Origin of the sequence: Parafannyhessea umbonata, assembly GCF_900105025.1 — a bacterium.
GTDB lineage: Bacteria > Actinomycetota > Coriobacteriia > Coriobacteriales > Atopobiaceae > Parafannyhessea > Parafannyhessea umbonata.
This window is the reverse complement of record NZ_LT629759.1, coordinates 1,193,961-1,217,871: the sequence shown is the minus strand read 5'-3', so window position 1 is coordinate 1,217,871 and position 23,911 is coordinate 1,193,961. Positions and strand designations below refer to the sequence as shown.

Annotated in this window: 14 protein-coding genes; 11 read left to right on the top strand and 3 right to left on the bottom strand. The window is 68.2% G+C overall.

Annotated elements, in window-relative coordinates; translation table 11 throughout:
* Positions 1 to 272 precede the first annotated feature (272 nt).
* Complete coding sequence (locus BLT96_RS05550) at positions 273 to 1,445, top strand: DUF389 domain-containing protein (RefSeq protein ID WP_090862360.1); 1,173 nt, start codon at positions 273 to 275, stop codon at positions 1,443 to 1,445.
* Positions 1,446 to 1,501: 56 nt separating this feature from the next.
* Here the strand turns inward: BLT96_RS05550 and BLT96_RS05545 are convergent, their stop codons facing one another.
* Positions 1,502 to 2,392 carry a LysR family transcriptional regulator gene (locus BLT96_RS05545; RefSeq protein ID WP_090862357.1) on the bottom strand — a complete coding sequence of 297 codons (891 nt, stop codon included), beginning with the start codon at positions 2,390 to 2,392 and terminating at the stop codon, positions 1,502 to 1,504.
* Between the two features lie 205 nt (positions 2,393 to 2,597).
* Here BLT96_RS05545 and BLT96_RS05540 point away from each other — a divergent pair, with 205 nt between their 5' ends.
* The 5 genes from BLT96_RS05540 (at position 2,598) to BLT96_RS05520 (ending at position 14,317) form a co-directional block, all read left to right on the top strand.
* Positions 2,598 to 3,596, top strand: a complete 999-nt coding sequence (locus tag BLT96_RS05540; protein ID WP_090864222.1) for a DMT family transporter — start codon at positions 2,598 to 2,600, stop codon at positions 3,594 to 3,596.
* Between the two features lie 457 nt (positions 3,597 to 4,053).
* Entirely contained in the window at positions 4,054 to 6,207 is a 2,154-nt protein-coding gene (locus tag BLT96_RS05535; protein WP_090862354.1) for a GmrSD restriction endonuclease domain-containing protein, read from the top strand.
* A gap of 148 nt (positions 6,208 to 6,355) precedes the next feature.
* Positions 6,356 to 7,882, top strand: coding sequence for an amidophosphoribosyltransferase (purF, locus tag BLT96_RS05530; protein WP_090862352.1), 1,527 nt, complete (start codon positions 6,356 to 6,358; stop codon positions 7,880 to 7,882).
* A gap of 312 nt (positions 7,883 to 8,194) precedes the next feature.
* Positions 8,195 to 12,853, top strand: coding sequence for a glutamate synthase large subunit (gltB, locus tag BLT96_RS05525; RefSeq protein ID WP_090862348.1), 4,659 nt, complete (start codon positions 8,195 to 8,197; stop codon positions 12,851 to 12,853).
* A 3-nt stretch (positions 12,854 to 12,856) separates the two neighbouring features.
* Positions 12,857 to 14,317: a glutamate synthase subunit beta gene (locus BLT96_RS05520; RefSeq protein WP_090862344.1), complete on the top strand. Its 1,461-nt coding sequence runs from the start codon at positions 12,857 to 12,859 to the stop codon at positions 14,315 to 14,317.
* Between the two features lie 414 nt (positions 14,318 to 14,731).
* On the opposite strand, the gene BLT96_RS05515 is transcribed toward BLT96_RS05520, so the two are convergent.
* Together BLT96_RS05515 and BLT96_RS05510 are read right to left on the bottom strand one after the other, a co-directional pair.
* Positions 14,732 to 16,822, bottom strand: a complete 2,091-nt coding sequence (locus tag BLT96_RS05515) for a glutamine synthetase III family protein (RefSeq protein WP_090846274.1) — start codon at positions 16,820 to 16,822, stop codon at positions 14,732 to 14,734.
* A 240-nt stretch (positions 16,823 to 17,062) separates the two neighbouring features.
* Positions 17,063 to 18,640 (bottom strand): DUF438 domain-containing protein, encoded by a 1,578-nt coding sequence (locus tag BLT96_RS05510; protein ID WP_090862341.1) that lies wholly within the window; start codon positions 18,638 to 18,640, stop codon positions 17,063 to 17,065.
* Between the two features lie 253 nt (positions 18,641 to 18,893).
* Here BLT96_RS05510 and BLT96_RS05505 point away from each other — a divergent pair, with 253 nt between their 5' ends.
* From BLT96_RS05505 to BLT96_RS05485, 5 genes are all read left to right on the top strand, one after another.
* Entirely contained in the window at positions 18,894 to 19,688 is a 795-nt protein-coding gene (locus BLT96_RS05505) for a DUF1295 domain-containing protein (RefSeq protein ID WP_090862338.1), read from the top strand.
* A 109-nt stretch (positions 19,689 to 19,797) separates the two neighbouring features.
* Entirely contained in the window at positions 19,798 to 20,226 is a 429-nt protein-coding gene (locus tag BLT96_RS05500; RefSeq protein WP_090862336.1) for a hypothetical protein, read from the top strand.
* A gap of 104 nt (positions 20,227 to 20,330) precedes the next feature.
* Positions 20,331 to 21,434: an ABC transporter substrate-binding protein gene (locus BLT96_RS05495; RefSeq protein ID WP_245719232.1), complete on the top strand. Its 1,104-nt coding sequence runs from the start codon at positions 20,331 to 20,333 to the stop codon at positions 21,432 to 21,434.
* 12 nt (positions 21,435 to 21,446) lie between these two features.
* Entirely contained in the window at positions 21,447 to 22,874 is a 1,428-nt protein-coding gene (locus tag BLT96_RS05490; protein WP_090862333.1) for an ATP-binding cassette domain-containing protein, read from the top strand.
* Positions 22,875 to 23,056: 182 nt separating this feature from the next.
* Positions 23,057 to 23,830, top strand: a complete 774-nt coding sequence (locus BLT96_RS05485; protein ID WP_157692163.1) for a class II glutamine amidotransferase — start codon at positions 23,057 to 23,059, stop codon at positions 23,828 to 23,830.
* The last annotated feature ends 81 nt before the right edge of the window (positions 23,831 to 23,911 follow it).

Here is a 23,911-nt window from a genome sequence, read left to right as displayed (position 1 = left end):
GCCCGGCGGACCCGTCGCGGGCCCGCGCCGCCTGCGGGCACGCGCCCGCACCACCCAGTGTAGGACGCCGCCGACACCCATTCTGTTGCCGGCGCAACGCAGCGTGTGTCCGTGGCAGCGCGCGTCCCTCTTGCCTGTGGGGGCACCGGCAACCGACGCGGGCGAGAAGTGCGCCGCCCTCGGTTTAGGCCGCGCCATACGGGATAGAATCACCTCGACCACGAACATGGCGGCGCGCGGACGCCTGCGCGCCGGGGCGATGGAGGCGAGGCATGGGCGAGGTCGAGTCGGGAGGGCCGGCGGCAAAACCGGTCGCCGCACATACGCCGCGGGCGGGCGGTTCCGTCGCGCGCCGGCGCCCCGCGCGGGAGGCGAACCCGCTTGCGCGGGCGCTGTCCAGCGTGTTCAACCTGCGGGCGGGACGCGCCAGCTACCAGGACATCCGCCGGCGCTTCGTGAACGGCTCCAAGCTGAGCGGCACGCACCTCTGCATCCTCATCGTGGCGATGCTCATAGCTTCCATCGGCCTGAACACGGACTCGACGGAGTGCATCGTGGGCGCCATGCTCATCTGCCCGCTCATGGGCTCCGTGCTCGCCATCTCGTACTCCGTGGCAACGGCGGACGTGCGCCTGTTGCGCGACGCGCTCGTGGGCCTCCTTGTGCAGGTCTGCATCTGCCTTGCCACGTCCACCCTGTACTTCGTGCTCTCGCCCCTGAGCGGCGTCACGAACGAGCTGCTCGCTAACTCCAACCCCACGGTGTGGGACATCCTGGTGGCGCTTGCGGGCGGCTTCGCGGGCGGGCTGGGCAACTCGCGCAGGCAGGAGCCGTCCACCCTCATCGCGGGCGTCGCCGTGGCCACGGCCCTCATGCCGCCGCTGTGCGCCGCGGGCTACGGCATCGCCGTGCGCGACCTGGCACGCTTCGCGAGCGCGTTCTACGAGTTCGCCCTGAACGTGGTGTTCATAGCGCTGGCGGCAGAGATCGTCCTTCTCATCCTGCGCGTGCCCCTGCACCGCGAGGTGGGCCCGGACGGCGTGGTCACCCTGGAGGAGGAGGCCGCGGAGGAGCGGCTCTCGCGCCGCATGAAGCGCTTCATCCTTGTGGCGACGGTCGTGTTCATGATCCCGTGCGTGCTCGCGACGGCCGACATGGTGCGCCAGGCGACGGGCCCCGGCGCCGCGGGCGCGCAGAACGTGGACGAGTACCAGGTTGGCCTGACGACGCGCGAGCTTTCCGCCGTGTGTCCGTCGCTTCTGGAATACCGCGTGGGGACGGAGTACGTGGGCGAGGCCGGGTCCGCGACGGCCAGGCGCCGCGTGGTCGCCACGGTGAGGACGAGCGCGCCGCTCGACGCCACCCAGAGGTCGCGCCTGCGCGCGCTCATACGCGTGCACGTGAAGAACCTGGACGGCGTCACGTTCGAGGTCGCCCGCGGATAGGTCGCGCGCCACCGCGGCGGGCCCGCGCTCTTCTCGCCCGCGTCTACTGCCCGCGTCTACTGCATGAGGTCCGCGTTGTCCGGGTCCGTCAGGAACGACACGAACGTGCGCGCAACCGCCGTGAGGCCCGCCGGGTCCAGGGTGGCGATGCCGATGGTGCGCCATCGCGCGGGCGAGAAGGGCCTGACCTCCACGTCGAAGGCGGAGTTCCTAAGGATGAGCTCTGGCATGACCGAGATGCCGAAGCCGTGCTCAACCATGGCGAGGGCGGAGAAGTCGTCGTTCAGGGCGTAGCGCACGTTCAGCGGGCTCGGCGAATCCGCGAGCGCCGCGCGGATGTCCTGCTCAGACCCGCGCAGGGGCATGACGAGCTCCTCGCGGGCCACCTGGCCCACGCTCACGCGCTGGCGCGCGGCGAGCGGGTGGTCGCGCGGGAGGATGGCCATCATCTGGTCGCGGCGCAGCGCGTGGAAGCTCAGCTGGGGGCTCTTCACGACGGACGTGAGGAAGCCCAGGTCCGCGCGGCCCTCCTGAATGCGCTCCGCGATGTCTTCGTAGCCGCCGGCGTAGATCTGGAACTCCACCTGGGGGTAGCTCTTTTGGAAGCGCTCGATCATGCCGGGCAGCCACTGCGTGGAGACGGACGTGAACGTGCCGATGCGCAGCGTGCCGGCGACGACGTGGTTCACCTCGTGTATGGCCTGCTCGAGCGCGCGTTGCTGGTTGACGAGCGCCTGGATGCGCGGCAGCAGCAGACGGCCGTTCTCCGTGAGGGAGACGCCGGCCTTGCCGCGCGTGAGCAGAGCGACGCCGCACTCCTGCTCCAGCGCGCGGACGGCGTGGCTCACGCCGGACTGCGTGTAGCTCAGGGACTCCGCCGCGCGTGTGATGTTGCCGAGCTCGACGACCCTCAGGAATATCTGGTAGCGGTCCATGCCTGCGGCCATGGGTGCCTCCGATGCTATGCCTGATAGATGGGCATGCTCCGCGCGAGGGCGCATGCTTTTCTCGCCCGGGGCACGCCCGCTGTGCATCCAGTACAGATTGTACTGCATACAAGTACAAAGATGAAGTTAACAAATGGCTGAGAGGCGCGTAAAAAAGGAAGGCGAAAATTATCACGCGAACACTTACGCGGAAATGGAGTGCGGCATGGGCAACGCGAGCGGCGCAGGCATCGGCGCAGGTTGGACGCAGAGGCAGGCGGACCTCATGATTGCGGCCATCGCGTGCGCGTGGGGCAGCTCCTACCTCATGATGCAGGTGGGTCTCTCTTCCATCCCGCCGTTTGGCATGGTTGCGCTGCGCTTTGGCATCGCCTTCGTCGCGGTCGCGATCATCTTCCGCAAGAGGCTTCGCGAGCTGACGGCCTCTGTCGTGGCGCGCGGTGCCGTGCTCGGCTTTCTGCTGTGCGTGTTCTTCGGGCTTCTGATGTACGGCTTGAAGACGACGCCTGCCTCGACCGCCGGCTTCCTTACCAGCGCGAAGGTCATCTTCGTGCCGTTGATCGTCGCGGTGGCCACGCACAGGGCGCCCAGCCGCGCCACGCTCGCGGGCATCGGGATCTGCGTTGCGGGGCTCGCGCTGCTCACGCTGAGCGGGCCGGTGTCGCTTGGCGGCGGCGCAGGGCTGTGCCTGGCGGGCTCTGCCGTGTATGCGCTGCAGATCGTGGCGACGGACACGTTCTCGCACTCCGACGACGCCCTGCTGCTGGGCATCTGCCAGCTGGGTTTCGCAGCCGTGTTCGGCGCGGCGTTCAACCTCGCGTTCGAGGGGCCGGTGCTTCCGCAGTCGCCCGCGGAGTGGGGCGCCGTGCTCGGGCTCGCCCTCGTGTGCAGCGCGTTTGGCTTCGCGATGCAGCCGGTGGCGCAGAGCCGCACCACCGCCACCCACGCGGGGCTGCTCTTCTCGCTCGAGTCCGTGTCCTCCGCCGTGCTGTCGTTCGTCTTCCTGGGAGAGGTCATGGCGCCCCAGTGCTACCTGGGCTGCGCGCTCATCCTCGCGGCCGTGCTGCTGAGCTCGCTTGCGGACGGCAAGGCCGACGCTGCGGAAGGCGCGGCTGACGCGCACGCGTTCTCTGCGTCCACGCACGGCGGCCTTGCGCGCGGCCTTGCGACGGCGCGCGTCCATGCGAAGCGCGCACAGGGGTAGCGTGGCGCGTTCGTGTGACGCCGGCGATGCGTGGCGCCGGCGATGCGTGACGCCGGCGATGCGTGGAAGCTGTCAGATTGTGGTGCCCCGCACCCTGGAATTGCCCGCTCCCGTCAGATAGTGGTACCACTATCTGACGGGAGCTATTTTTGTCAGTTTGTGAGGCCGCCGCGGTATCACTAACTGACAGGAGGTGCTTCTGTCAGTTAGTGAGATTGTGTGGCGCACCACTTTCTGACAGGAGATGCTCCTGTCAGTTAGTGAGCTGGCGATGGCACCACTTTCTGACAGAATGCGTCCTTATCTCACGCTCCTGTCAGTTTGTGAGGCCGTCGGGCATCACTTGCTGACAGAAGCCGCTTTTGTCAGTTAGTGGGGCCGTCGGGGCGCCGCAGGCCGCCGGAGAGCGCGACCGCGCGCCGGGTCGCCGGGCGTGGCGGCAGGAGGGGAGCGCAGCATGGACGCAGGCGTACGCAGGGTCATGGGGCTCATCAGCGAGATGAACGTCCGGTACGTGGTGCCGGTCTACCAGAGGCCGTACTCGTGGGGAGAGGAGCAGTGCCTCCAGCTGTGGGACGACATCCTGGCGTGCGGGCGCTCGCGCGAGCAGACGCACTTCACGGGCTCCATCGTCACCATGCAGGACGGCACCGCCTCGCCGCAGGGCGTCGCTTCGCTCGCCGTGATCGACGGCCAGCAGCGCATCACGACCATAGCGCTGCTGCTGGTGGCGCTCGCGCGCTACGCGGACGCCCACGGAAAGGAGCGCCTGCCCTTCTCGCGCCAGGAGATCCTGATGAGCGGCTACCTCACGAACCCGTTCCGCTCCGGAGACGACCACTACAAGCTCACGCTGTCCAAGGGTGACCGCGCGACGTTCAGGGCCGTGATCGACCAGCTGGAGGATCCGTCGCGCCCCGCGCCGGAGGGGCCTTCGCGGATTCTGGACAACCTCGCGCTCTTCGAGCGGCGGCTGGACGCGCTCGCGAACGTGGCGACCGTGTGGGAGGGGCTGCGGCGGCTCGAGGTCGTGTCCGTCACCATGGCGCAGGGGCGCGACAACGCGCAGCTCATATTCGAGTCCATGAACTCCACCGGCAAGGACCTCAGCGCGGCGGACCTCATCCGCAACTTCGTGCTCATGAAGTACCCGCTTGACCGCCAGGCCCAGGCGTACCAGACGTATTGGAAGCCGCTCGAGGACGTGCTGGCGCCGCTGGCCGACGAGGACGCGTTCGATGACTTCATTCGCTGCTTCTTCCAGATGGCCTACGCGCCGGAGCGCCTGGGCGGCGCGGACCTGTACCAGGTGTTCAAGCGCTACGTCAGCGCGAACGCGTACGACGCGAACGACCGCATGGGATTTCTCTGCCTCAGGCTGAAGGACTTCGCCGGCTACTACGTGGACGCGGTGCGCGGGGGCCTTTCCGCCGCGGACGACGCCGACCCCGTGGCCAGAAGGACGTCCTTCCACCTGGCGGGCATCGCGCGCCTTGGGGGCAGCGCGGCGCGGCCGCTCGTGCTGGAGCTCTTCCGCAGCTGCCGCAGGCGCGAGTGCACGCGCGGGCAGCTGGCCGACATGCTCGGCGTGCTCGAGTCGTACCTGCTGCGTCGCGCGGTGTGCGACTGCGAGGGCAGCGCGCAGGAGCACTTCCTGCGCCACCTTGTGGCGAAGCTCGCGGCGGTGCGCAGCGCGGGCGAGAAGTACTTTGAGTCCTACGTGGCGCTCTTCCTTGTGGAGGAGGGCACCCCGCGCCGCTTCCCCACGGACGAAGAGTTCCGCCGCGCGCTGCTGACGCGCGACTGCTTTGGCTTCGCGCAGGCGCCGTTTTTGCTGGCGCGCCTGAACGCACGCCTCGCCGCGGGTGCGGCGGGCGCCGCCCCGGACGACGCCGCCGAGGACGCGGTCATCGCCTGCGCCGCGGCTGGCGTGCCGGGCTCTGCCGCGGACGCGTCCGCGCTGCCGGAGGGCTGGGGCGTGGAGCACGTGATGCCCGTGGGCGCGCTTGCGGACCCCGCGTGGGCGCAGGCGCTGGGCCCAGACGCAAGGCTCGCGTTCGAGCGCGGCGTGAACGCGCTCGGCAACCTCGCGCCGTCGGCGTACCCGTACGACCTGCAGGATGGCACCCTCGCGCAGAAGCAGGGGCGCCTCGCGCGCGATGCGGACGGTCGCTCCGTGGACGCGCCGCTCTGCCGCGACGTGATCGCCGCACAGGCGTGGGGCCCCACGCAGATAGAGGCGCGCGGACGTGCCCTCGCTGACGTCGCCCTGGGCGCGTGGCCGCTTCCGCACATGGACGCGGCCACGCTCGAGGCGTTCAGGCCGTCGCGCCGCGCGGCGCAGGTGAAGACCGTCACGTGGCAGGACCTGGTGGACTCCGGCGTCGTGCAGATGGACGACGTGCTCGTGAGCGTGAGCCCCATGTACCCGGGACGCGCGACCGTCACGTCCACGGGCAGGATCATGCTCGCCACCGGCGAGACGTTCGACGAGCCCACCGCCGCCTACGAGCGCTTCCTGGGGTCGGTCGGCGCGCACGAGACGGGGCTGAACGGCTGGACGCACTGGCGCCTGGGCGAAGGCGGGCCGCTTCTGGACCAGCTGCGCTAGGAGACTGCTGCTTTTTTGTTACCCACGCGCCGGCGGCGCGGCGTCCGGGGCGGCAAAGCGCTAATCTGTGCTAGTAATCGTGGCGACGCGCGACGGCGCGGCGGCACACGGGGCATGTGCGCGTGCACGGCAGAGAGGGACCACCAACATGGGTTATGACGAGCGCTTTGACCTGCGGGCGACCGTGGGGGAGGACGACTCGCTCCACGACGAGTGCGGCGTGTTCGGCGTGTGGGCGCCGGGCCGCGACGTCGCGAGGATCACGTACTTCGGCCTGCACGCCCTGCAGCACAGGGGGCAGGAGTCCGCGGGCATCGCCGTCGGAAACGGAAGGTCCGTGCTCGTGCGCAAGGACCGCGGCCTCGTGAGCCAGGTGTTCACGGACGCCGACCTCTCCGCGCTCAACGGTAAGGCCGCCATCGGGCACGTGCGCTACGGCACGGCGGGCGGAGGCGGCTTCGACGCCGCGCAGCCGCACTTCTCGCTCATAGACGACGTCACCATAGCGCTCGCGCACAACGGCACGCTCGTCAACACGTCGGGCGTCCGCCGCGAGCTGGTGCAGATGGGCGTGCCGTTTCGCTCCGAGACCGACTCCGAGGTGGCGTGCGAGCTCATAGGCTACTTCACGAAGAAGTCCGGCCACCTGCGCGTCGGCATACGCCACGCCATGCAGATGATCGAGGGCGGCTACGCCATGGTGCTCCTGCGCGAGAACGCGCTGTATGCGTTTCGCGACCCCAACGGCATCCGCCCGCTGGTCATCGGCGCGCTCGGCACGGAGGGCTGGGTCGTCGCGAGCGAGACGTGCGCCCTCGACATCGTGGGCGCGACGTTCGTGCGCGACGTCCGTCCCGGCGAGATCGTGCGCATATCGGACGGCGGCATCCTGTCCGAGCAGGGCCTCGAGCCGCGTCCCGAGGCGCAGTGCATCTTCGAGGACGTGTACTTCTCGCGCCCGGACACCGTGATCCGCGGACGCTCCATCTACTCCATGCGCTACGAGATGGGCCGCCAGCTGGCGCGCGAGGCCCCGGTCGACGCCGACCTCGTCATCGGCGTGCCGGTTTCGGGCATGCCGCCCGCGGAGGGCTACGCCGCGCAGACGGGCATCCCGTTTGGCGAGGGCCTCATCAAGAACCGATACGTCGCGCGCACGTTCATCCAGCCCACGCAGGAGATGCGCGAGATGGGCGTCCGTATGAAGCTGAACGCGCTTTCGGACAACGTGGCCGGCCGCCGCGTGGTGATGGTGGACGACTCCATCGTGCGCGGCACCACGTCCAAGCAGATCGTCCGCATGCTGAAGGAGGCTGGCGCCACGGAGGTTCACGTGCGCATCAACTGCCCCGAGGTAAAGTGGCCGTGCTTCTATGGCATCGACACGGACGTGCAGCGCCAGCTCATCAGCGCAAGCAAGAGCGTGGAGGAGGTGCGCGACTACATCGGCGCGGACAGCCTCGCCTTCCTCTCGCTCGAGGGGCTCAGACGCTGCGTGCTGGAGTGCGGCTACTGCGACGCGTGCTACACCGGCCGCTACCCCGTGCGCATCCCGGAGGCGTTCTCGGCCGGCAAGTTCCTGGACGGCTTTGCGCCCACGTTCCCGTACGACGACGGCGAGGAGGCCAGCGTGCCGCCCGTGGAGGACGTGCGGATGGACGCCCCGCGCGACTAGCGCGCGGCGTGCCGCGGGCGAGAATAGAAGCGGCCTTCGCGGGCGCGGCCACGGGGTCGCGCCCGCGTTTCTGTCGCGGCGCCCCATCGCGCCCCGCGTGGCCCCCTCGTCTTGCGCCGCTGCGTCGCCTACATGTGAGGACGCGGCTTTTCTCCCCAATCTACCTGCGCGTATTTCGATTGCGCTACGTGCGCGCTACCCAAGCGTGTCGGAGCCATTATGATTTGGGCAATCGGGCCTTTCGGGGTGGGGGCGGCCGTACACTAGGCTGGACCACATCTGCCACCCATGGCACAGGCGAGAGGAGACCCGATGTCAGGCCATGATTCCCAGGAGGCCGCCCAGATGCCGCGGACGCACCGCGACGGGGAGGGATACGCGCCCCAGGGGCTGTACAGACCGGAGTACGAGCACGACGCATGCGGCATCGGCGCGCTGGCAAGCCTTCGCGGCGAGCGCTCGCACGCCATGCTCGACGATGCGCTTGCGGTGCTCATGAACCTGGAGCACCGCGGCGGCAAGGGGCTGGAGAAGAACACGGGCGACGGCGCCGGCGTGCTGCTCCAGATCCCGCACCGCCTGTTCCGCAGGGAGGCGCAGCGCGAGGGGCACATCCTGCCGGCCGAGGGCGACTACGGCGTCGCCATGCTGTTCTTCCCGCAGGACGCCGAGGGCTACCGCGACGCGCGCCGCGTGTTCGAGGACGGATGCGCGCAGGAGGGCGTGCCCCTGCTGTTCTGGCGCGAGGTGCCTGTCGACCCGCATGACCTGGGCGACACGGCGAACCGCTGCCGCCCGCACATCGTGCAGGCGTTTTTGGGCAGGCCCGAGGCGACGGCCGCCGGCCAGGACTTCGAGCGCCGGCTGTACGTGACGCGCCGCGTGGTCGAGAAGATGGCCGAGCAGGAGGGCGCGCTTGCGGGCAAGACGTTCTACGTGTGCTCCATGAGCGCCCACACCATCGTGTACAAGGGCATGCTCGTGGCGACGCAGCTGCGCTCGTTCTACCGCGACTTGGGCGACGCCTGGGCCGAGACGGCCATCGCCCTCGTGCACTCGCGCTACTCCACGAACACGACGCCGAGCTGGGAGCGCGCCCACCCCAACCGCTACATCATCCACAACGGCGAGATCAACACGCTGCGCGGCAACGTGAACGGCGTCCGCGCGCGCGAGCCGGAGCTGTACTCGCCCGTGATGGGCGCGGAGCTGAAGAAGGTCATGCCCATCATCAGGAGCGAGGGCTCCGACTCTGCGGTGCTCGACAACGTGCTCGAGTTCCTCGTGATGAACGGCCGCTCGCTGCCGCGCGCGGTCTCGATGCTGCTGCCCGAGCCGTGGGACAAGAACACCCAGCTCTCCCAGGAGCGCCGTGCGTTCGGCGCGTACCAGTCCATGCTGTCCGAGGCGTGGGACGGTCCCGCCGCCATCGCGTACACCGACGGCCACTACATGGGCGCGGCGCTCGACCGCAACGGCCTGCGCCCCGCGCGCTACTACGTCACGCGCGACGACCGCCTCATCCTCTCGTCCGAGGCGGGCGCGTGCAACATCGAGCCGGAGGACATCGTCCAGGCCGGCTCTCTCGGCCCCGGCCAGATGCTCCTCGTCGACCCCGACAAGGGACGTGTCGTGTGGGACGACGAGCTCAAGGACACGCTTGCGCGCGAGAAGCCCTATCGCGACTGGGTCGCGCAGGAGACGCTGGGCGTGGACGACCTCGCGCCCGCGACCGAGGGCGACGAGGAGGGCGAGGCCGCCGACGCCGAGACGCCGCTGCCAATCCGCCTGGCGCGCCACGGCTACCATTTCGACGACGTGGAGGAGGCCATCGGCCCCATGGCCGTCACGGGCAGGCGTCCCGGAGCGTCCATGGGCGCGGACATGCCGCTCGCCGTGCTGTCCAGGCGCTCCCGCTCGTTCTTCGATTACTTCAACCAGCTGTTTGCCCAGGTCACGAACCCGCCCATCGACGCGCTTCGCGAGGACTTCGTAACGTCGTCCATCCTGTACCTCGGCAACCACGGAAACCCGCTTGAGGACCAGCGCAGCAGCTGCCGCCTCATCAGGCTGAAGACCCCCATCCTCACGCAGGACGAGTTCAACCGCATCCTGCACGTGGACATGGTGGGCTTCGGCTGCCGTCGCTTCGTTGCCTCGTTCGACCGCAACGGCGGGGAGCACGCGCTCGCCGAGGCACTCGACCGTCTGAACAACGAGGTGGAGGCCGCGGTCCGCCAGGGCGTGAACATCATCGTGCTCTCCGACCGCGTCCCGGACGGGCAGGTGCCCGTGCCGTCGCTCCTCTCGCTCGGCTCCGTTCACAGCCACCTCATCAGGCGCGGCCTGCGCATGCGCGGCGACATCGTGGTCGAGACCGGCGACGCCATGACGCCGCACGACTACGCGTGCCTCGTGGGCTACGGCGCGTCCGCGATCTACCCGTACCTCGCTCACCAACTCATCCGCGAGATGTCCGCCGACGGCCGCATCAAGGTCGACGCAAAGACGGGTGTCGAGAACTACAACAAGGCGCTCACCGCCGGCATCGTGACCATCATGTCCAAGATGGGCATCTCGACGATGCAGGGCTACCACTCCGCGCAGATCTTCGAGATCATAGGCCTTTCCCCGGAGGTCGTGGGCGACTGCTTCGACGGCACCCCGAGCCCGGTGGGCGGCCTTTCCATGGACGACATCCAGCGCGAGTGCGAGGGCCGCTACGACGAGGGCGAGGCGCAGCGCAGGAGCCCGTCTCCCGACCAGCTGGCAAGCTCCGGCATCACGAAGTGGCGTCCGCTGGGCGGCGAGCAGCACATGCTGACCCCCGAGGTCATCTACCTGCTGCAGCGCGCCGTCCGCGAGGGCAGCTACGACCTGTTCAAGCAGTACAGCGCCGCCCTGCACAGGCCCGGCCGCTCCATCGTGCTCTCCGACCTTCTCTCCTTCGTGCCCCTGGCGTCCGGTCCCGTGCCCATCGACGAGGTCGAGCCTGCAAGCGAGATCGTGAAGCGTTTTACGAGCGCGGCCATGTCCTACGGCGCCATCAGCGAGGAGGCGCACGAGACGCTCGCCATCGCGATGAACCGCCTGGGCGGCAAGTCCAACACGGGTGAGGGCGGCGAGAACCCCATCCGCGAGACGACGCTGCCGAACGGCGACTCCACGAACTCCGCGATCAAGCAGGTCGCGTCCGCGCGCTTTGGCGTGACGAGCCGCTACCTGAGGAGCGCCAAGGAGATTCAGATCAAGATGGCCCAGGGCGCAAAGCCCGGCCAGGGCGGAAACCTCCCCGGCAAGAAGGTCTGGCCGTGGGTCGCGGAGGTCAGGAACTCCACGCCCGGCGTCGGTCTGATCTCGCCCCCGCCCCACCACGACATCTACTCCATCGAGGACCTGGCGGAGCTCATCTTCGACCTGAAGAACGCGAACCCCGACGCGATGGTCTCCGTCAAGCTCGTGAGCGAGGCCGGCGTCGGCACGATCGCGACCGGCGTCGCGAAGGGCGGCGCGGACAAGATCTTGATCTCCGGCGCGAACGGCGGCACGGGATCGGCGCCGCGCGACTCCATCTACCATGCGGGACTTCCCCTGGAGCTTGGCCTTGCCGAGACGCAGCAGACGCTGCTTCTGAACGGCCTGCGCTCGCGCGTGGTGGTCGAGGCCGACTCGAAGCTCATGGACGGCCGCGACGTCGCGATCGCGTGCCTGCTGGGTGCCGAGGAGTTTGGCTTCGGCACGCCGGCGCTGGTATCTCTTGGCTGCCTCATGCAGCGCGACTGCCAGCAGGACACCTGTCCCGCGGGCATCGCGACGCAGAATGCGTGCCTGAGAAGCCGCTTCGCGGGCAAGCCGGAGCACGTGATGAACTTCATGCTGTACACAGCCGAGGAGCTGCGCGAGGTTATGGCGAGCCTGGGCTTCCGCACGGTCGAGGAGATGGTGGGCCACGTGGAGTGCCTGCGCCAGACCGGCGTCGAGGACAACTGGAAGGCGACGAGGCTCGACCTGAGCCCGATGCTCCAGAAGGTGGAGAACGACCTGGGCAAGTCCTTCCCGGGCGCCGAGGTGCCGCACTTCGTGCCGAGCATGGCGCCGGACGTGGGCCTCGACCGCACCCTGGACGCGACCCTGCTGATTCCGTACACCAAGGAGTGCCGCGCGACCATGGGTCGCATGCACTTCTCGGTGGACATCGCGAACGTGGACCGCTGCTGCGGCACCATGCTGGGCTCCGTCATCACGAAGGAGCACCCGAAGGGCCTGCCCGACGGCTCCATCGAGATCGACTGCGCGGGTTCCGCCGGCCAGAGCTTTGGCGCGTTCCTGCCCGCGGGCGTGACGCTGAACGTCCACGGCGACGCGAACGACTACTTTGGCAAGGGCCTGTCCGGCGGCATCCTGACCGTGGCCCCCGCCGACACCGCGACGTACAAGTTCGACGAGAACGTGGCCGTGGGCAACGTCGCGTTCTACGGCGCGACGGCGGGCAAGGGCTTCATCAACGGCCTTGCGGGCCAGCGCTTTGGCGTGCGCAACTCCGGCGCGACCATCGTGTGCGAGGGCGTGGGCAACCACGGCTGCGAGTACATGACGGGCGGCCGCGCCCTGATCCTGGGACCCGTGGGCGTGAACTTCGCCGCAGGCATGAGCGGCGGCATCGCGTTCGTGTACGACGAGAGGCACGTGCTCTCTGGCCGCGTGAACCGCGACATGGTGCTCCTGGAGAAGCCGACCGAGGACGACCTGGAGTACGTGCGCGCGCTCATCCGCGAGCACGCGGACCGCACGAAGAGCCCGCGCGGCATCAAGATGCTCTATCAGTTCGACGACATCAAGGACGACTTCGTGAAGGTCATCCCGCGCGAGTACAAGCGGGTGCTCGACCTCACTGCCGAGGCGAAGGCCGCGGGCATGAGCGACGAGGCGGCGGCCGAGCACGCCTTCGAGGTCATGAGGGAGGGGATGTAGCCCATGGGCCAGGTAGGAGGATTCCTCGAGCACGGCCGCAAGGAACACGGCCAGCGCCCGATTGCCGAGCGCGTGCACGACTACGACGACCTTGCCGTGACGCTGCCTGCCGAGGAGCAGCGCGTGCAGGCGGGGCGCTGCATGTACTGCGGCGTGGCGTTCTGCCAGACCGGCGTCGGCTTTGGCAAGGCACGCACGAGCGGTTGCCCGCTGCACAACCTCATCCCCGAGTGGAACGACCTGCTGTGGCGCGGCCTCTGGGACCAGGCGGCGGAACGCCTGGCGCTCACGAACCCGCTGCCGGAGTTCACGGGCAGGGTGTGCCCGGCGCTGTGCGAGGCGGCCTGCAACCTGGGCCTGCACGACGACCCCACGACCATCCGCGACGACGAGCGCGCCATCAGTGACTGGCAGTGGGAGCACGGCGGACCGAAGCCGCTGACGCCCGCTCCTGAGGATGCGCCGCTCGTGACCGTGGTGGGCTCCGGCCCCGCAGGCCTTGCCTGCGCGTGGGAGCTTGCCCGCCGCGGCCTGCGCGTGCGCATAGTGGAGAAGAGCGACCGCGCCGGTGGCCTGCTCATGTACGGCATCCCGAACATGAAGCTCCCGAAGGAGGTCGTGGACCGCAGGCTCGACCTGATGCGCGAGAGCGGCATCGACGTGGAGTGTGGCGTGGACGCGTCCGACCCCGTCGTGGCTGAGCGCCTGGCGAAGGAGAGCGACGCCGTCGTGCTGGCGGCCGGCACGGGCAACGCTCGCACCCTGAGGGTGCCTGGTGCCGACCTCGACGGCGTGACGCTTGCGGTGCCGTACCTGACGGCGCAGACGAAGGCGGTGCTGGGTGGCGGCAAGAGCGCCATCAGTGCCGAGGGCAAGGACGTCGTGGTCATCGGCGGCGGCGACACCGGCACCGACTGCGTCGCGACGGCGCTGCGACAGGGCGCGCGCAGCATCATGCAGCTCGAGTTCCTGCCCGAGCCGCCGGAGAAGGCACTGCCCACGAACCAGTGGCCGGAGTGGCCGATGGTCAAGAAGACCGACTACGGCCAGCAGGAAGCCATCGAGGAGTTCGACGCTGACCGCAGGCTCTGGGCCACGGACACGCTCGAGGTCATGGGCGAGGGCTCGGTCGAGGGGCTGAAGATCGTCTCGCTCGACTGGTCGAACGGCAAGCCGGAGCGCAAGGAGGACAGCGTGCGCACGCTGCCGGCGCAACTGGTGATCCTGGCCATGGGCTTCGTGGGACCGGAGGCGAAGCTCGTCGAGGCGTTCGGCGGCGGCCTCGCAAGGCAGGGGAGGCCGCTTCCCGTCATCGAGGGCGAGGGGCACGAGCTTTCCGGTGCCGCTGGCAAGGCTCGTGTGTACTGCGCGGGCGACACGCGCAACGGCTCGACCATCGTGGTGAATGCCATCTCAGACGGCCTTGCCTGTGCGGCGGAGGTTGCGTCCGCCCTGCTGGGGTAGCGATTGAGGCCTCGAGGTTGACGCTTGCTTAGTCGGGCGGTCCAGGTGCGAGCTTGGGCCGCCCCTTTCTTGTGGCCGAGTGGAGCGTGATGCCATCTGAGCGAAGAGCCCCTCCTCAAGCGACGTCGCTTGAGGAGGGGCCTCGCATGGGGAGCGCGCTGGGCGAGAGGTGCGAGCACTTCTTGGTAAAGCTCCGCATTTGGCGAGGTAGACAGGTACGTTTCTCGCGAGTCCTCAAGTGATGCCGCTTGGGATTGCGGGCCTCAAGCGATGGCGGTTGAGGTTTGCAGGGGGGACCGCACCCGCGCGATGGACCGTGAGAAGGACTGCCAAAAGGGCGACCCCCGCCTCGCAGCCGCGAGACGGGGGTCGCTTGGGATTTCGTGTCGCTCTGGGACTCGGGTCTTGGCGTCGCTACACGTAGAACAGCATGTCGTTGTAGCTCGGGACGGGCCAGTAGTCCTTGCTGGTGACGGTCTCCATGGCGTCGACGGCCGCACGGAGCTTGTCCATGAGGGGCAGGACCTCGTCACGGTATGCGTTGTCCTCGGCGGCGACGTCGTCCAGCTCGCGAGCCTTGGCGTTTGCGGCCTCGAGCTCGTCGGTCGCAGCCAGGATCGCCGCGGAGCCCTCGCTCAGGGCCTTGACGGTCGCCTTGTCGGCGGCTGCGTCCACGCCAATCTCGGCGCGGGTCGCGACGCTCGTCGCGAGGTCGCCGGCGTATGCGCTGATGGCGGGCAGGTACATGGTGCGGGCCATGTTCACCATCGTGTTGGCCTCGATGTTGAGGAGCTTCGCGTACTGCTCTGCCTTGGCGACGTAGCGGGCACGGGTCTCTGCCTCGCTGAGGACGCCGTACTTCTCGAAGAACGCGATGTTCTCGGGCTTGACGATGCTGGGGATAGCGTCCGGCGTGCTCTTGAGGTTCGGCAGGCCGCGGCGCTCCGCCTCCTTCTCCCAGTCCTCGGAGTAGCCGTTGCCGTCGAACAGGATGCGCTCGTGGTCGCGGAACGTGTGGCGGACGAAGCGCATGGCAGCGGTCGTGAAGTCCTCGTCGGAGTGCTCGCCGATGTAGCTGACGAAGCGCTCGCACTGTTCGGCGACGGCCGTGTTGAGGACGACGTTGGGGTCGGAGAGGTTCTGCTGGCTGCCGCACATGCGGAACTCGAACTTGTTGCCGGTGAAGGCGAACGGGGAGGTGCGGTTGCGGTCCGTGTTGTCGCGCAGGACGTTAGGCAGCGCGGGGACGCCGAGGTCCATACGGGCGCGGTCGTGGGCCTCGGGCTGCTCCTTCTTGATGAGCGCGTCCACGATCGGGGTGAGCGCGTCGCCCAGGAAGACGGAGATGATCGCGGGAGGCGCCTCGTTCGCGCCGAGGCGGTGGTCGTTACCGGCGGAGGCGACGGATGCCCTCAGCAGGTCGGCGTGGTCGTCGACCGCTGCGACGAGGAACGCGAGGAAGACCAGGAACTGCAGGTTGTCCTGGGGGTCGTCGCCCGGCTCGAGGAGGTTCTCGCTGTCAGCGGAGACGGACCAGTTGTTGTGCTTGCCGGAGCCGTTGACGTACTCGAACGGCTTCTCGTGCTCGAGGCAGGCAAAGCCGTGGTGGGTCGCGAGGAGCTTCAGCTTCTCCATGGTGAGGAGGTTGTCGTCGATGGCCAGCGAGCCCTTCTCGAAGATGGGAGCGAACTCGTGCTGGCAGGGCGCGACCTCGTTGTGCTTCGTCTTCAGGGGCACGGCGAGCTTCCAGAGCTCGTCGTCGACCTCCTTCATGAACGCGTTGACGGAGGGGCGGATGGTGCCGAAGTAGTGCTCCTCGAGCTCCTGGCCCTTTGCGGGCTCGGCGCCAAACAGCGTGCGGCCGGTGAGGACGAGGTCCGGGCGGGCCTTGTAGTCGTCCTCGGTGATGATGAAGTACTCCTGCTCCGGGCCGATCGTGGTGTAGACGCGCTTGGGCTTCTTGCCAAACAGGCCAAGGACGCGCTTCGCCTGCTTCTCGAGGGCGACCTCGGAACGCAGCAGCGGGGTCTTCTTGTCAAGCGCCTCGCCGGTGTAGCTGATGAACGCCGTCGGGATGCACAGGACCTCGTCCTTGATGAACGCGGGGCTCATGGGGTCCCATACGGTGTAGCCGCGGGCCTCGAACGTGGCGCGCAGGCCGCCAGAGGGGAAGCTCGACGCGTCGGGCTCGCCCTGGACGAGCTCCTTGCCGCTGAACGCCATAAGGACGGTTCCGTCGCCGTTGGGGTTGATGAAGCTGTCGTGCTTCTCGCTCGTGATGCCGGTGAGCGGCTGGAACCAGTGCGTGAAGTGCGTGGCGCCGTGCTCGAGCGCCCAGTCCTTCATTGCGTGCGCGACCTCGTTCGCGATGTCGAGGTTGAGCTCCTTGCCCTCGTCGATCACGCGACGAAGCTCCTTGTAGGTGGGCTTCGGTAGTCGCTCCTGCATGTCCTGGTCGGTGAAGACCAGGCTGCCGTACTCCTCGGTGACCTTGTCCTTAGACATCAGTCCTCCTCTGTAAAGTCGACTGGGCCGCGTTTGCGGACCCTTCGTACATTTTGCATGATAGCGGGGACTGGTTGCATTTGAATTTCCCCAACGTGACGGTTACGAATGCGAAACCGTTTCAAAACCGTTGCCCGCGCCGGCACCGGCACGGTTGTGCGCGGCTCCGGCGCGGGCCCAGACCTTGGGAAAACGTGCAGGGGCGCGGGCGAGAAGGGCGAGCGCTCCCACCTGTGGGCGCTAGCTCTCTGCGAAGTGGTCCCGCGCAAACCCCATGGGTTGCACACACTCGAGCGTGCCGAGGTAGTTGCCCTCGCGGTCGCGCACGGCCATGTAGCGCACGAGCACGGGCTCGCCTTTTTTCTGCATCCAGACGTCGACGGAGTCACGCGCGCCGCTGCGGAGCATGTCTATCACGTTTCGAACCATGTACTCCACCTTGGGAGGGTGGCACGACCACACCTCGCGACCGAGCGCGCTTGCAGGCCGCTTGAAGAGCTTCACGTCGCCGTCGTCGTTCCAGTATCGGTTGATGTTCTTCTCGTCCACGAACGTGAGCTCCATGGGGATGGTGTTCAGCACGGCGTCCAGCTGCGCGGCGGAAAGCGTGCCCGTGGGAAGCGCGATGTCGCCTCCGTCCAGCGAGGCGCGCGCGTCCAGGGACGCCGCGAACTTCTCGCCCTCGCCCCAGCGGCCGAGCTCGGAGGGGTCGACCATGCACGGCTCGTAGCCGCGAAGGTCGACGTAGCACTGCAGCCACTCCTGCTGCGTGAAGCACCTCACGCACAGCGGCAGCAGGATGTTCGCCTCCTTGTAGCACATCTCGTCCGCGCGACGGACCACCGCCACGGCGCGGTCGTGCCAGCTGCCGCGCTCGTCCGGCCGCGTCGCAACAAGGGCGCGCAGCTCGTCGCGGATCTCGTCGTCCACGCCCCACATCACGTCCGCGGGACCGGAGTATCCGTGGCGCACCTTGAGCACGGGGTACAGAAGGTCGCCCTTCTTCGCGTAGTGGCCGCCCACCTGGGCGAGAAGCGCAAGCTCCCGTGCCGCGGCGGCATCGTCGCCTGTGTCCAGCGCCTGCTGCGCCGCGGCCACCTGGCGTGCGATGGCCTTGTTCTCCAGCGTCAGGACGTTCACGGGGTGGCCCTTCAGGGCCGCGAGCACGCGGGTCTTGAAGTCGTCCTTGCCGCTGCCGCCCGCGATGGACTCCATCACCGCGGCCTCGGCGTTCGCGACGCGCTCCTCGCGCGTGGCGCCGTGGAACAGCGCGGAGTGCACGTCGCACAGGCGCTGCACGTCCTCCACCTTCGTGCCGCCCTCGATCAGCCCCTGCTCGGCGCGGGCGATCTCTGCCGCGTCGACGTCGCTGAAGTTCGCCACGAACTCGCGGCGAACGCTCTCCAGGTCCTCGCCGGCGGAGAGGCGTCTTACGTAGCTCGAGAGCAGGCGTGCGCGGCCGGCCTCGTCCGTCGCTGCGGCCGCAGTGCTCGCACCGGCGGCATCGCTTGCGTCTGCGGCGCCGTCCGCGGCGCCGGCGGCCGCGTCCTTCTCGTCCGTGGGCGCAGGCGACGCCGGAGCTGCGCCGGGCTTGCCCGTGACCTCGAAGCCGGCCGCCTCGAACGCCTCCACCACGGACGCGAGGTCGATGCCCTTGATCTGGGCGCCCCTGGGGATGGTCATCACGCGGCCCACGGTCTCGAGCGCCATGGGCTTCGCGATGTCCGCAAAGCCCAGGTCCCTCATGATGGTCGCCACCTCGGGGTTGTCTGCCACTAGGTCGTGCACGGTGCGCGAGAGGTCGATTGTCCTTGGCATTATTGCTCCTATCTTCCGCCGGACACGCCGGCGCTGTCTGGGCCGTCACCCTGCGCCGAGGAAGTCGCCGGCGCCTTGCGTGCTCCCGATGGTAGGGGAGGGGCCGCCCCGCGGTTGTTGCATCTGCAACGCACACGATATGTTGGTAAAAACGTCACAATAGTTGCGAAGGCCACGACTGCGCCCCGCGCGTTTCGCTATGCTCTAGGTTGTAAAAAACTCAGACAGGTACATGTGAGGTCGTGATACAAGGATGCAGGGATTCCTGGTTCTGCTCGCGGTTGCGCTCGTGGCGAGCGCGTGCGGGTTCAAGAGGTACGTGTGGTTCATCTCCATCGGCTACGGGGCGGCCGTCGCGGCGATCGGCGTCGCGCTGCTCGCCATGTTCGGCGCGCGCGCCGGCGTCGCGAGCGCGCTGCAGGCGCTGCTCCTGGTGGTATACGGCTGCCGCCTCACGGGCTACCTCGCGTATCGCGAGCTCCGCAGCCGCAGCTACAACCAGAAGATGAAAGGCGAGGTCAAGGGTAATGACAGCGTGACTCTGGGAGTTCGCTTCGCCATCTGGGGCTCCGCGGCGCTCCTGTACGCGTGCCAGACCTCGCCCGTGCTCTTCCGCATGGCGGCGGGCGGCCGCACGGACGCCTTACTCCTGGCTGGGCTTGCCGTGTCCGTCTTCGGCCTCGCGTTCGAGACCGCGGCCGATATCCAGAAGAACGCGGCCAAGCGCAGGAACCCGCGCCGCTTCGTGGACACCGGGCTCTTCCGCATCGTGCGCTGCCCCAACTACCTGGGCGAGATGCTGTTCTGGACCGGCACCTTCGTCAGTGGCATAGGCGTGTACGCCGGCATTGCGCAGTGGCTGGCGGCGCTTCTGGGATATGTCGGCATCATCTACGTGATGTTCGGTGGCGCGCGCCGCCTCGAGATCCGCCAGAACCGCAGCTATGGCAAGGACCCCGCCTATCAGCGCTACGTCCGCACCACGCCGATCCTGCTGCCGTTCGTGCCGCTGTACTCCGTCGAGAAGTACGCGTGGCTCGTGGCGTAGGCCCCTCGGCCCCGGGCATCGACCCCTGGCCCTGGCCGTATAATCTTTGGACCCAACACGCACACGATGCCGCGGCCCACGTGACGGCGCGGCAGACGGGAGCAGACACATGTCAGACAGCACCACCAACACCGCGGCCACGACGGGCGTGGCGACAGGCGCGGGCGAGAAGGTCGTGGACGTATCGGTCGAGCTCGCCCGCACGCTCGAGACGCAGCCCGCGGTCGAGGGGCTCCTTCGCGAGCTTGGCTTCGAGGACCTGCCCGGCGACAGGTCCATCCTCCAGATCTGCGAGGACGCCGGCGTAGACCCCTCCATCGTCACGCTCGCGCTCGCGGCGGAGGGCTTCGAGACCCGCGGCTACGCAAGCGGGGACGGCGGCGTCGCCGCAAAGACGTTCGAGAACGTGCTGAGTGCGCTCTTCGACCCCACGAGCACGCTCATGCCGGACGGATCCTCGTCTCAGGCACCCATGTTCAGCCACATGGAAGCCGCCATTCGCCGAGCGCAGGACAGGGGAGACCTTCCCAAGGAGTAAGGTCGACCCCACGTGCGCGAACGCCGGCCGGCGCGGGCAGGCTCCGCACGACAGTACGCCACCGCGGCGCGAACCTAGCGTCACGGCAGAAGGGAGCAACACCAATGCAGAAAAACATGACACGTCGCGAGGCCCTCGCGACGCTGGCCGGCCTTGGCCTCACGGGCATCCTCGCTGGCTGTGGCACGGGCGCAAGCGACTCGTCCGCGTCCGACTCCTCCAAGTCGGGCGGATCCAAGGCGTCCAAGGCCAAGGCGAAGGCGAAAGACGACGTCATCGTACGCGTCGCGTCCCTGAAGGGGCCCACCACCATCGGCCTCGTTAAGATGATGGACACGACCTCCGGCATCCCCACCGACGGCGCGGCGCTGCCTGAGGACAACTCCGCGAAGAAGGGCTCCGGCATCACGTACGCGTATGCCGTGAGCGCGTCTCCCGACGAGCTTTTGCCCCAGATCATCCAGGGCAAGGTGGACATCGCGTGCGTGCCGTCCAACGTCGGCAGCGTCCTGTACAACAAGACGGAGGGCAAGATCCGCGTGATCGACGTCAACACGCTCGGTGTGCTGTCCGTCGTCACGGGCGACTCCTCCGTCGCGAAGTTCGAGGACCTTGCCGGCAAGACGGTCTACGTCTCGGGCAAGGGCTCGAGCCCGGAGTATGTCCTCGACTTCCTGCTGGGCAAGGCCGGCATCGCCGACAAGGTCACCGTCGAGTGGAAGAGCGAGCACGCGGAAGTCGCCGCGATCCTTGCGTCCGATCCCGCCGCCGTCGGCATCCTGCCCCAGCCGTTCACGACGGCGACGCTCGTCCAGAACGGCTCGCTCAAGGCACCGGTCGACCTCACGGACGTCTGGAAGGAGTACGCCACGGACGGCAGCGAGTTCGTGATGGGCGCAACCATCGTGCGCGCGGCGTTCGCGGACGAGCACCCCGAGGCAGTCGAGGACTTCCTCAGACGCCATGCCAAGTCCGTCAAGCAGGTCAACGCCGATCCCAAGGCGGCCGCACCGCTCGTGGTGAAGGCCGGCATCGTCCCGAAGGAGCCCATCGCGCAGAAGGCCATCCCGCAGTGCAACGTCGTGTGCATCACGGGCAAGAAGATGAGGCGCGCCCTCGAGGGATACCTCCAGGTGCTCTACGATGCCAACAAGGCGTCCGTCGGCGGCGCCCTGCCCGCGGACGACTTCTACTACCAGCAGGCCTAGCTGGCAGGCAGCGTGACCCGCCGTCCCAAGGACATACTCAGGAGGCTCGCCCCCGTCGTGCCGTGGATCTTGGCATGGCAGGTGGCGAGCCTCGTCGTAGGAAGTTCCATCCTCCTGGCGGGCCCCGTTGACACGGCGCTTCGCCTTCTCGCCCTTCTGGGCGAGAAGCGATTCCTCGCCACCGTGGGCTTCTCGCTCGCGCGCATCGCCCTCGGCTTCCTGCTCGCCTTCGCGCTTGCGGTCGTCCTCGCGCTCGTGGGGCATCGCCATCCGCTCGTCGACAGGCTCCTTTCCCCGGGCGTCTCCGCGCTTAAGAGCGTGCCCATCGTCTGCGTCATCGTCCTTCTGCTCATGTGGGTCGGCTCCCGGAGCGTCTCTGCCATCGCCGTGTTCCTTGCGGTGTTCCCTGCCGTGTACCTCAGCTGCCGCGAGGCGCTTCTGCACGTCGACCCCAAGGTGTCCCAGATGCTCGGCGTCTTCGGCGTCGCGCCCGTGCGCCGCCTCCTCGCGCACACGTGGCCGCAGGTGCTGCCGTACCTCGTGGGAACCAGCAGGAACGTCTGCGGCATGGCGTGGAAGGCCGGCGTCGCGGCCGAGCTCATCGGCAGCCCCATGGGCTCGATCGGCGAGCGCATCTACAACTCGAAGCTCCTGCTCGACACGGCGGAGCTCTTCGCATGGACCATCGTGGTGGTCGTGATGTCGTGGCTGTGCGAGCGCGCGTTCGTCGCGGTCCTCGCGCGCACCGGCTCGTGGTCGCAGCATCTGAGCCTTCGCGTGGGACGTCCGCGGAGCGTCTGCGCCCAGACGGACGTGAGGCATCAGGCGGGCCGGCAGGGCCAGGCGGCATCGGCCGGCCCGACGATCCTCCTGAAGGACGCGTCGGTGGGCTACGAGGGGGCGGTCGTGGCATCCGGGCTCAACCTCGCGGTGCTCCCGGGCGATCGCGTGCTGTTGGCCGACCGCTCCGGCACCGGCAAGACCACGCTCCTGCACACGGTCGCGGGCCTGCAGGACGTCCTTGCCGGTTTGTGCAGGCGCCCGGCACATCCTACTATGGCGTTTCAGGAGTCACGCCTGGTAGAGGAGATGTCCGCCGTGCAGAACGTCCTGCTCGTGATGGGGTCCGCCCGCGAGGAGGCCGTGCGCGTGCGCTCCCTGCTTTCCGAGCTCCTTCCCGAAACCGCCCTTGACGTCCCCGTCCGCAGGCTCTCTGGTGGCCAGCGCCGCAGGGTAGAGATCGTTCGTGCGCTCGCGGCTCCGGGAGACGCCGTCCTTCTGGACGAGCCGTTCTCCTCGCTCGACGCGGCCTCGCACGTACAGGCCGCGGCGTTCGTGACGCGTCATCTCGACGGCCGCGCGCTCGTGGTCGCCTCGCACCTGCCGGACGACATGCGACTGTTGGATGCCACGTCCTTCTCGCTCAAGAACGGCGGATAGGGGAACGATTCCATACCGTTCTGATGTATCGAGAAGTGCGTTTATTCCTTAATTGTTGATTTTCGTTCCAGATGGCGGAAAGTGTGGCCCGCGTGAACGGCGCGTGTGGCGTATATGTAGCCACTTATTGCCGCGGTTCCTTTAGGGTATCTTCTTTCGGTCGCCAAAAGGAAGGAACGACCATGTGTATGATGCTCGGCATCGACACCAAGGAGCCCGTCAGAGCAAACGAGCTGATGGAGGCCCTCTATTCGCACGGCAACGAGCACCCCAACGGCTGGGGCCTTGCGTACCTGCCCGCAGGGGACGGTGTGCAGCCTACGATCATTCGCGAAGCACAGAACGCGGCCGTGAGCGAGCGCGTGCAGGCGATTCTGCGCGAGCCGGTCATGACAGCGTACCTCATAGCACACATCCGCCGCGCTTCCGTGGGTTCAACGAGGCTCGAGAACTGCCACCCCTTCGAGGGGAAGGACCGTGCCGGGAGGCGCTGGGTGCTTGCGCACAACGGCACGCTCTTCGACCCTCGAAAGACCGTGAACTACCTGGGCCAGCGCCAGGGCTCGACGGACAGCGAGGCGATCCTGCCGTACCTGATGGACGCGTCCAACGCCGCCGATGCCCAGGGCCTTGGCGAGGAGGGCCGCCTCGAGGCCGTCGACCGCGCGGTCGCGGCGCTCGCGCCCGGCAACAAGCTGAACCTCCTCTTCGCGGACGGGAACCACACCTTCGCGTACACGAACGACGCGAACAAGACGCTGTGGCGCCTTCGCCTTGAGGACGGCTGGGCGTTTGCGACCGCGCCGCTCGACGAGCGCGACTGGGAGCCGATGCCCGTGTGCCAGCTCCTTGTGGTGCGCGACGGCTCCGTCGTCTTCGAAGGCCAGGTGGGCGGGGGCGTCTTCACCGCCGACGAGGCCGAGTACGAGAGCATGATCGACCACATGAGGGGCTAGGCTCCGCAAGCCATGGGCGCGTGGCGCCCGGGCCGTACAGGCTTGCTACGTAATACACAACAGTTGCGGCATCGTGGCCGG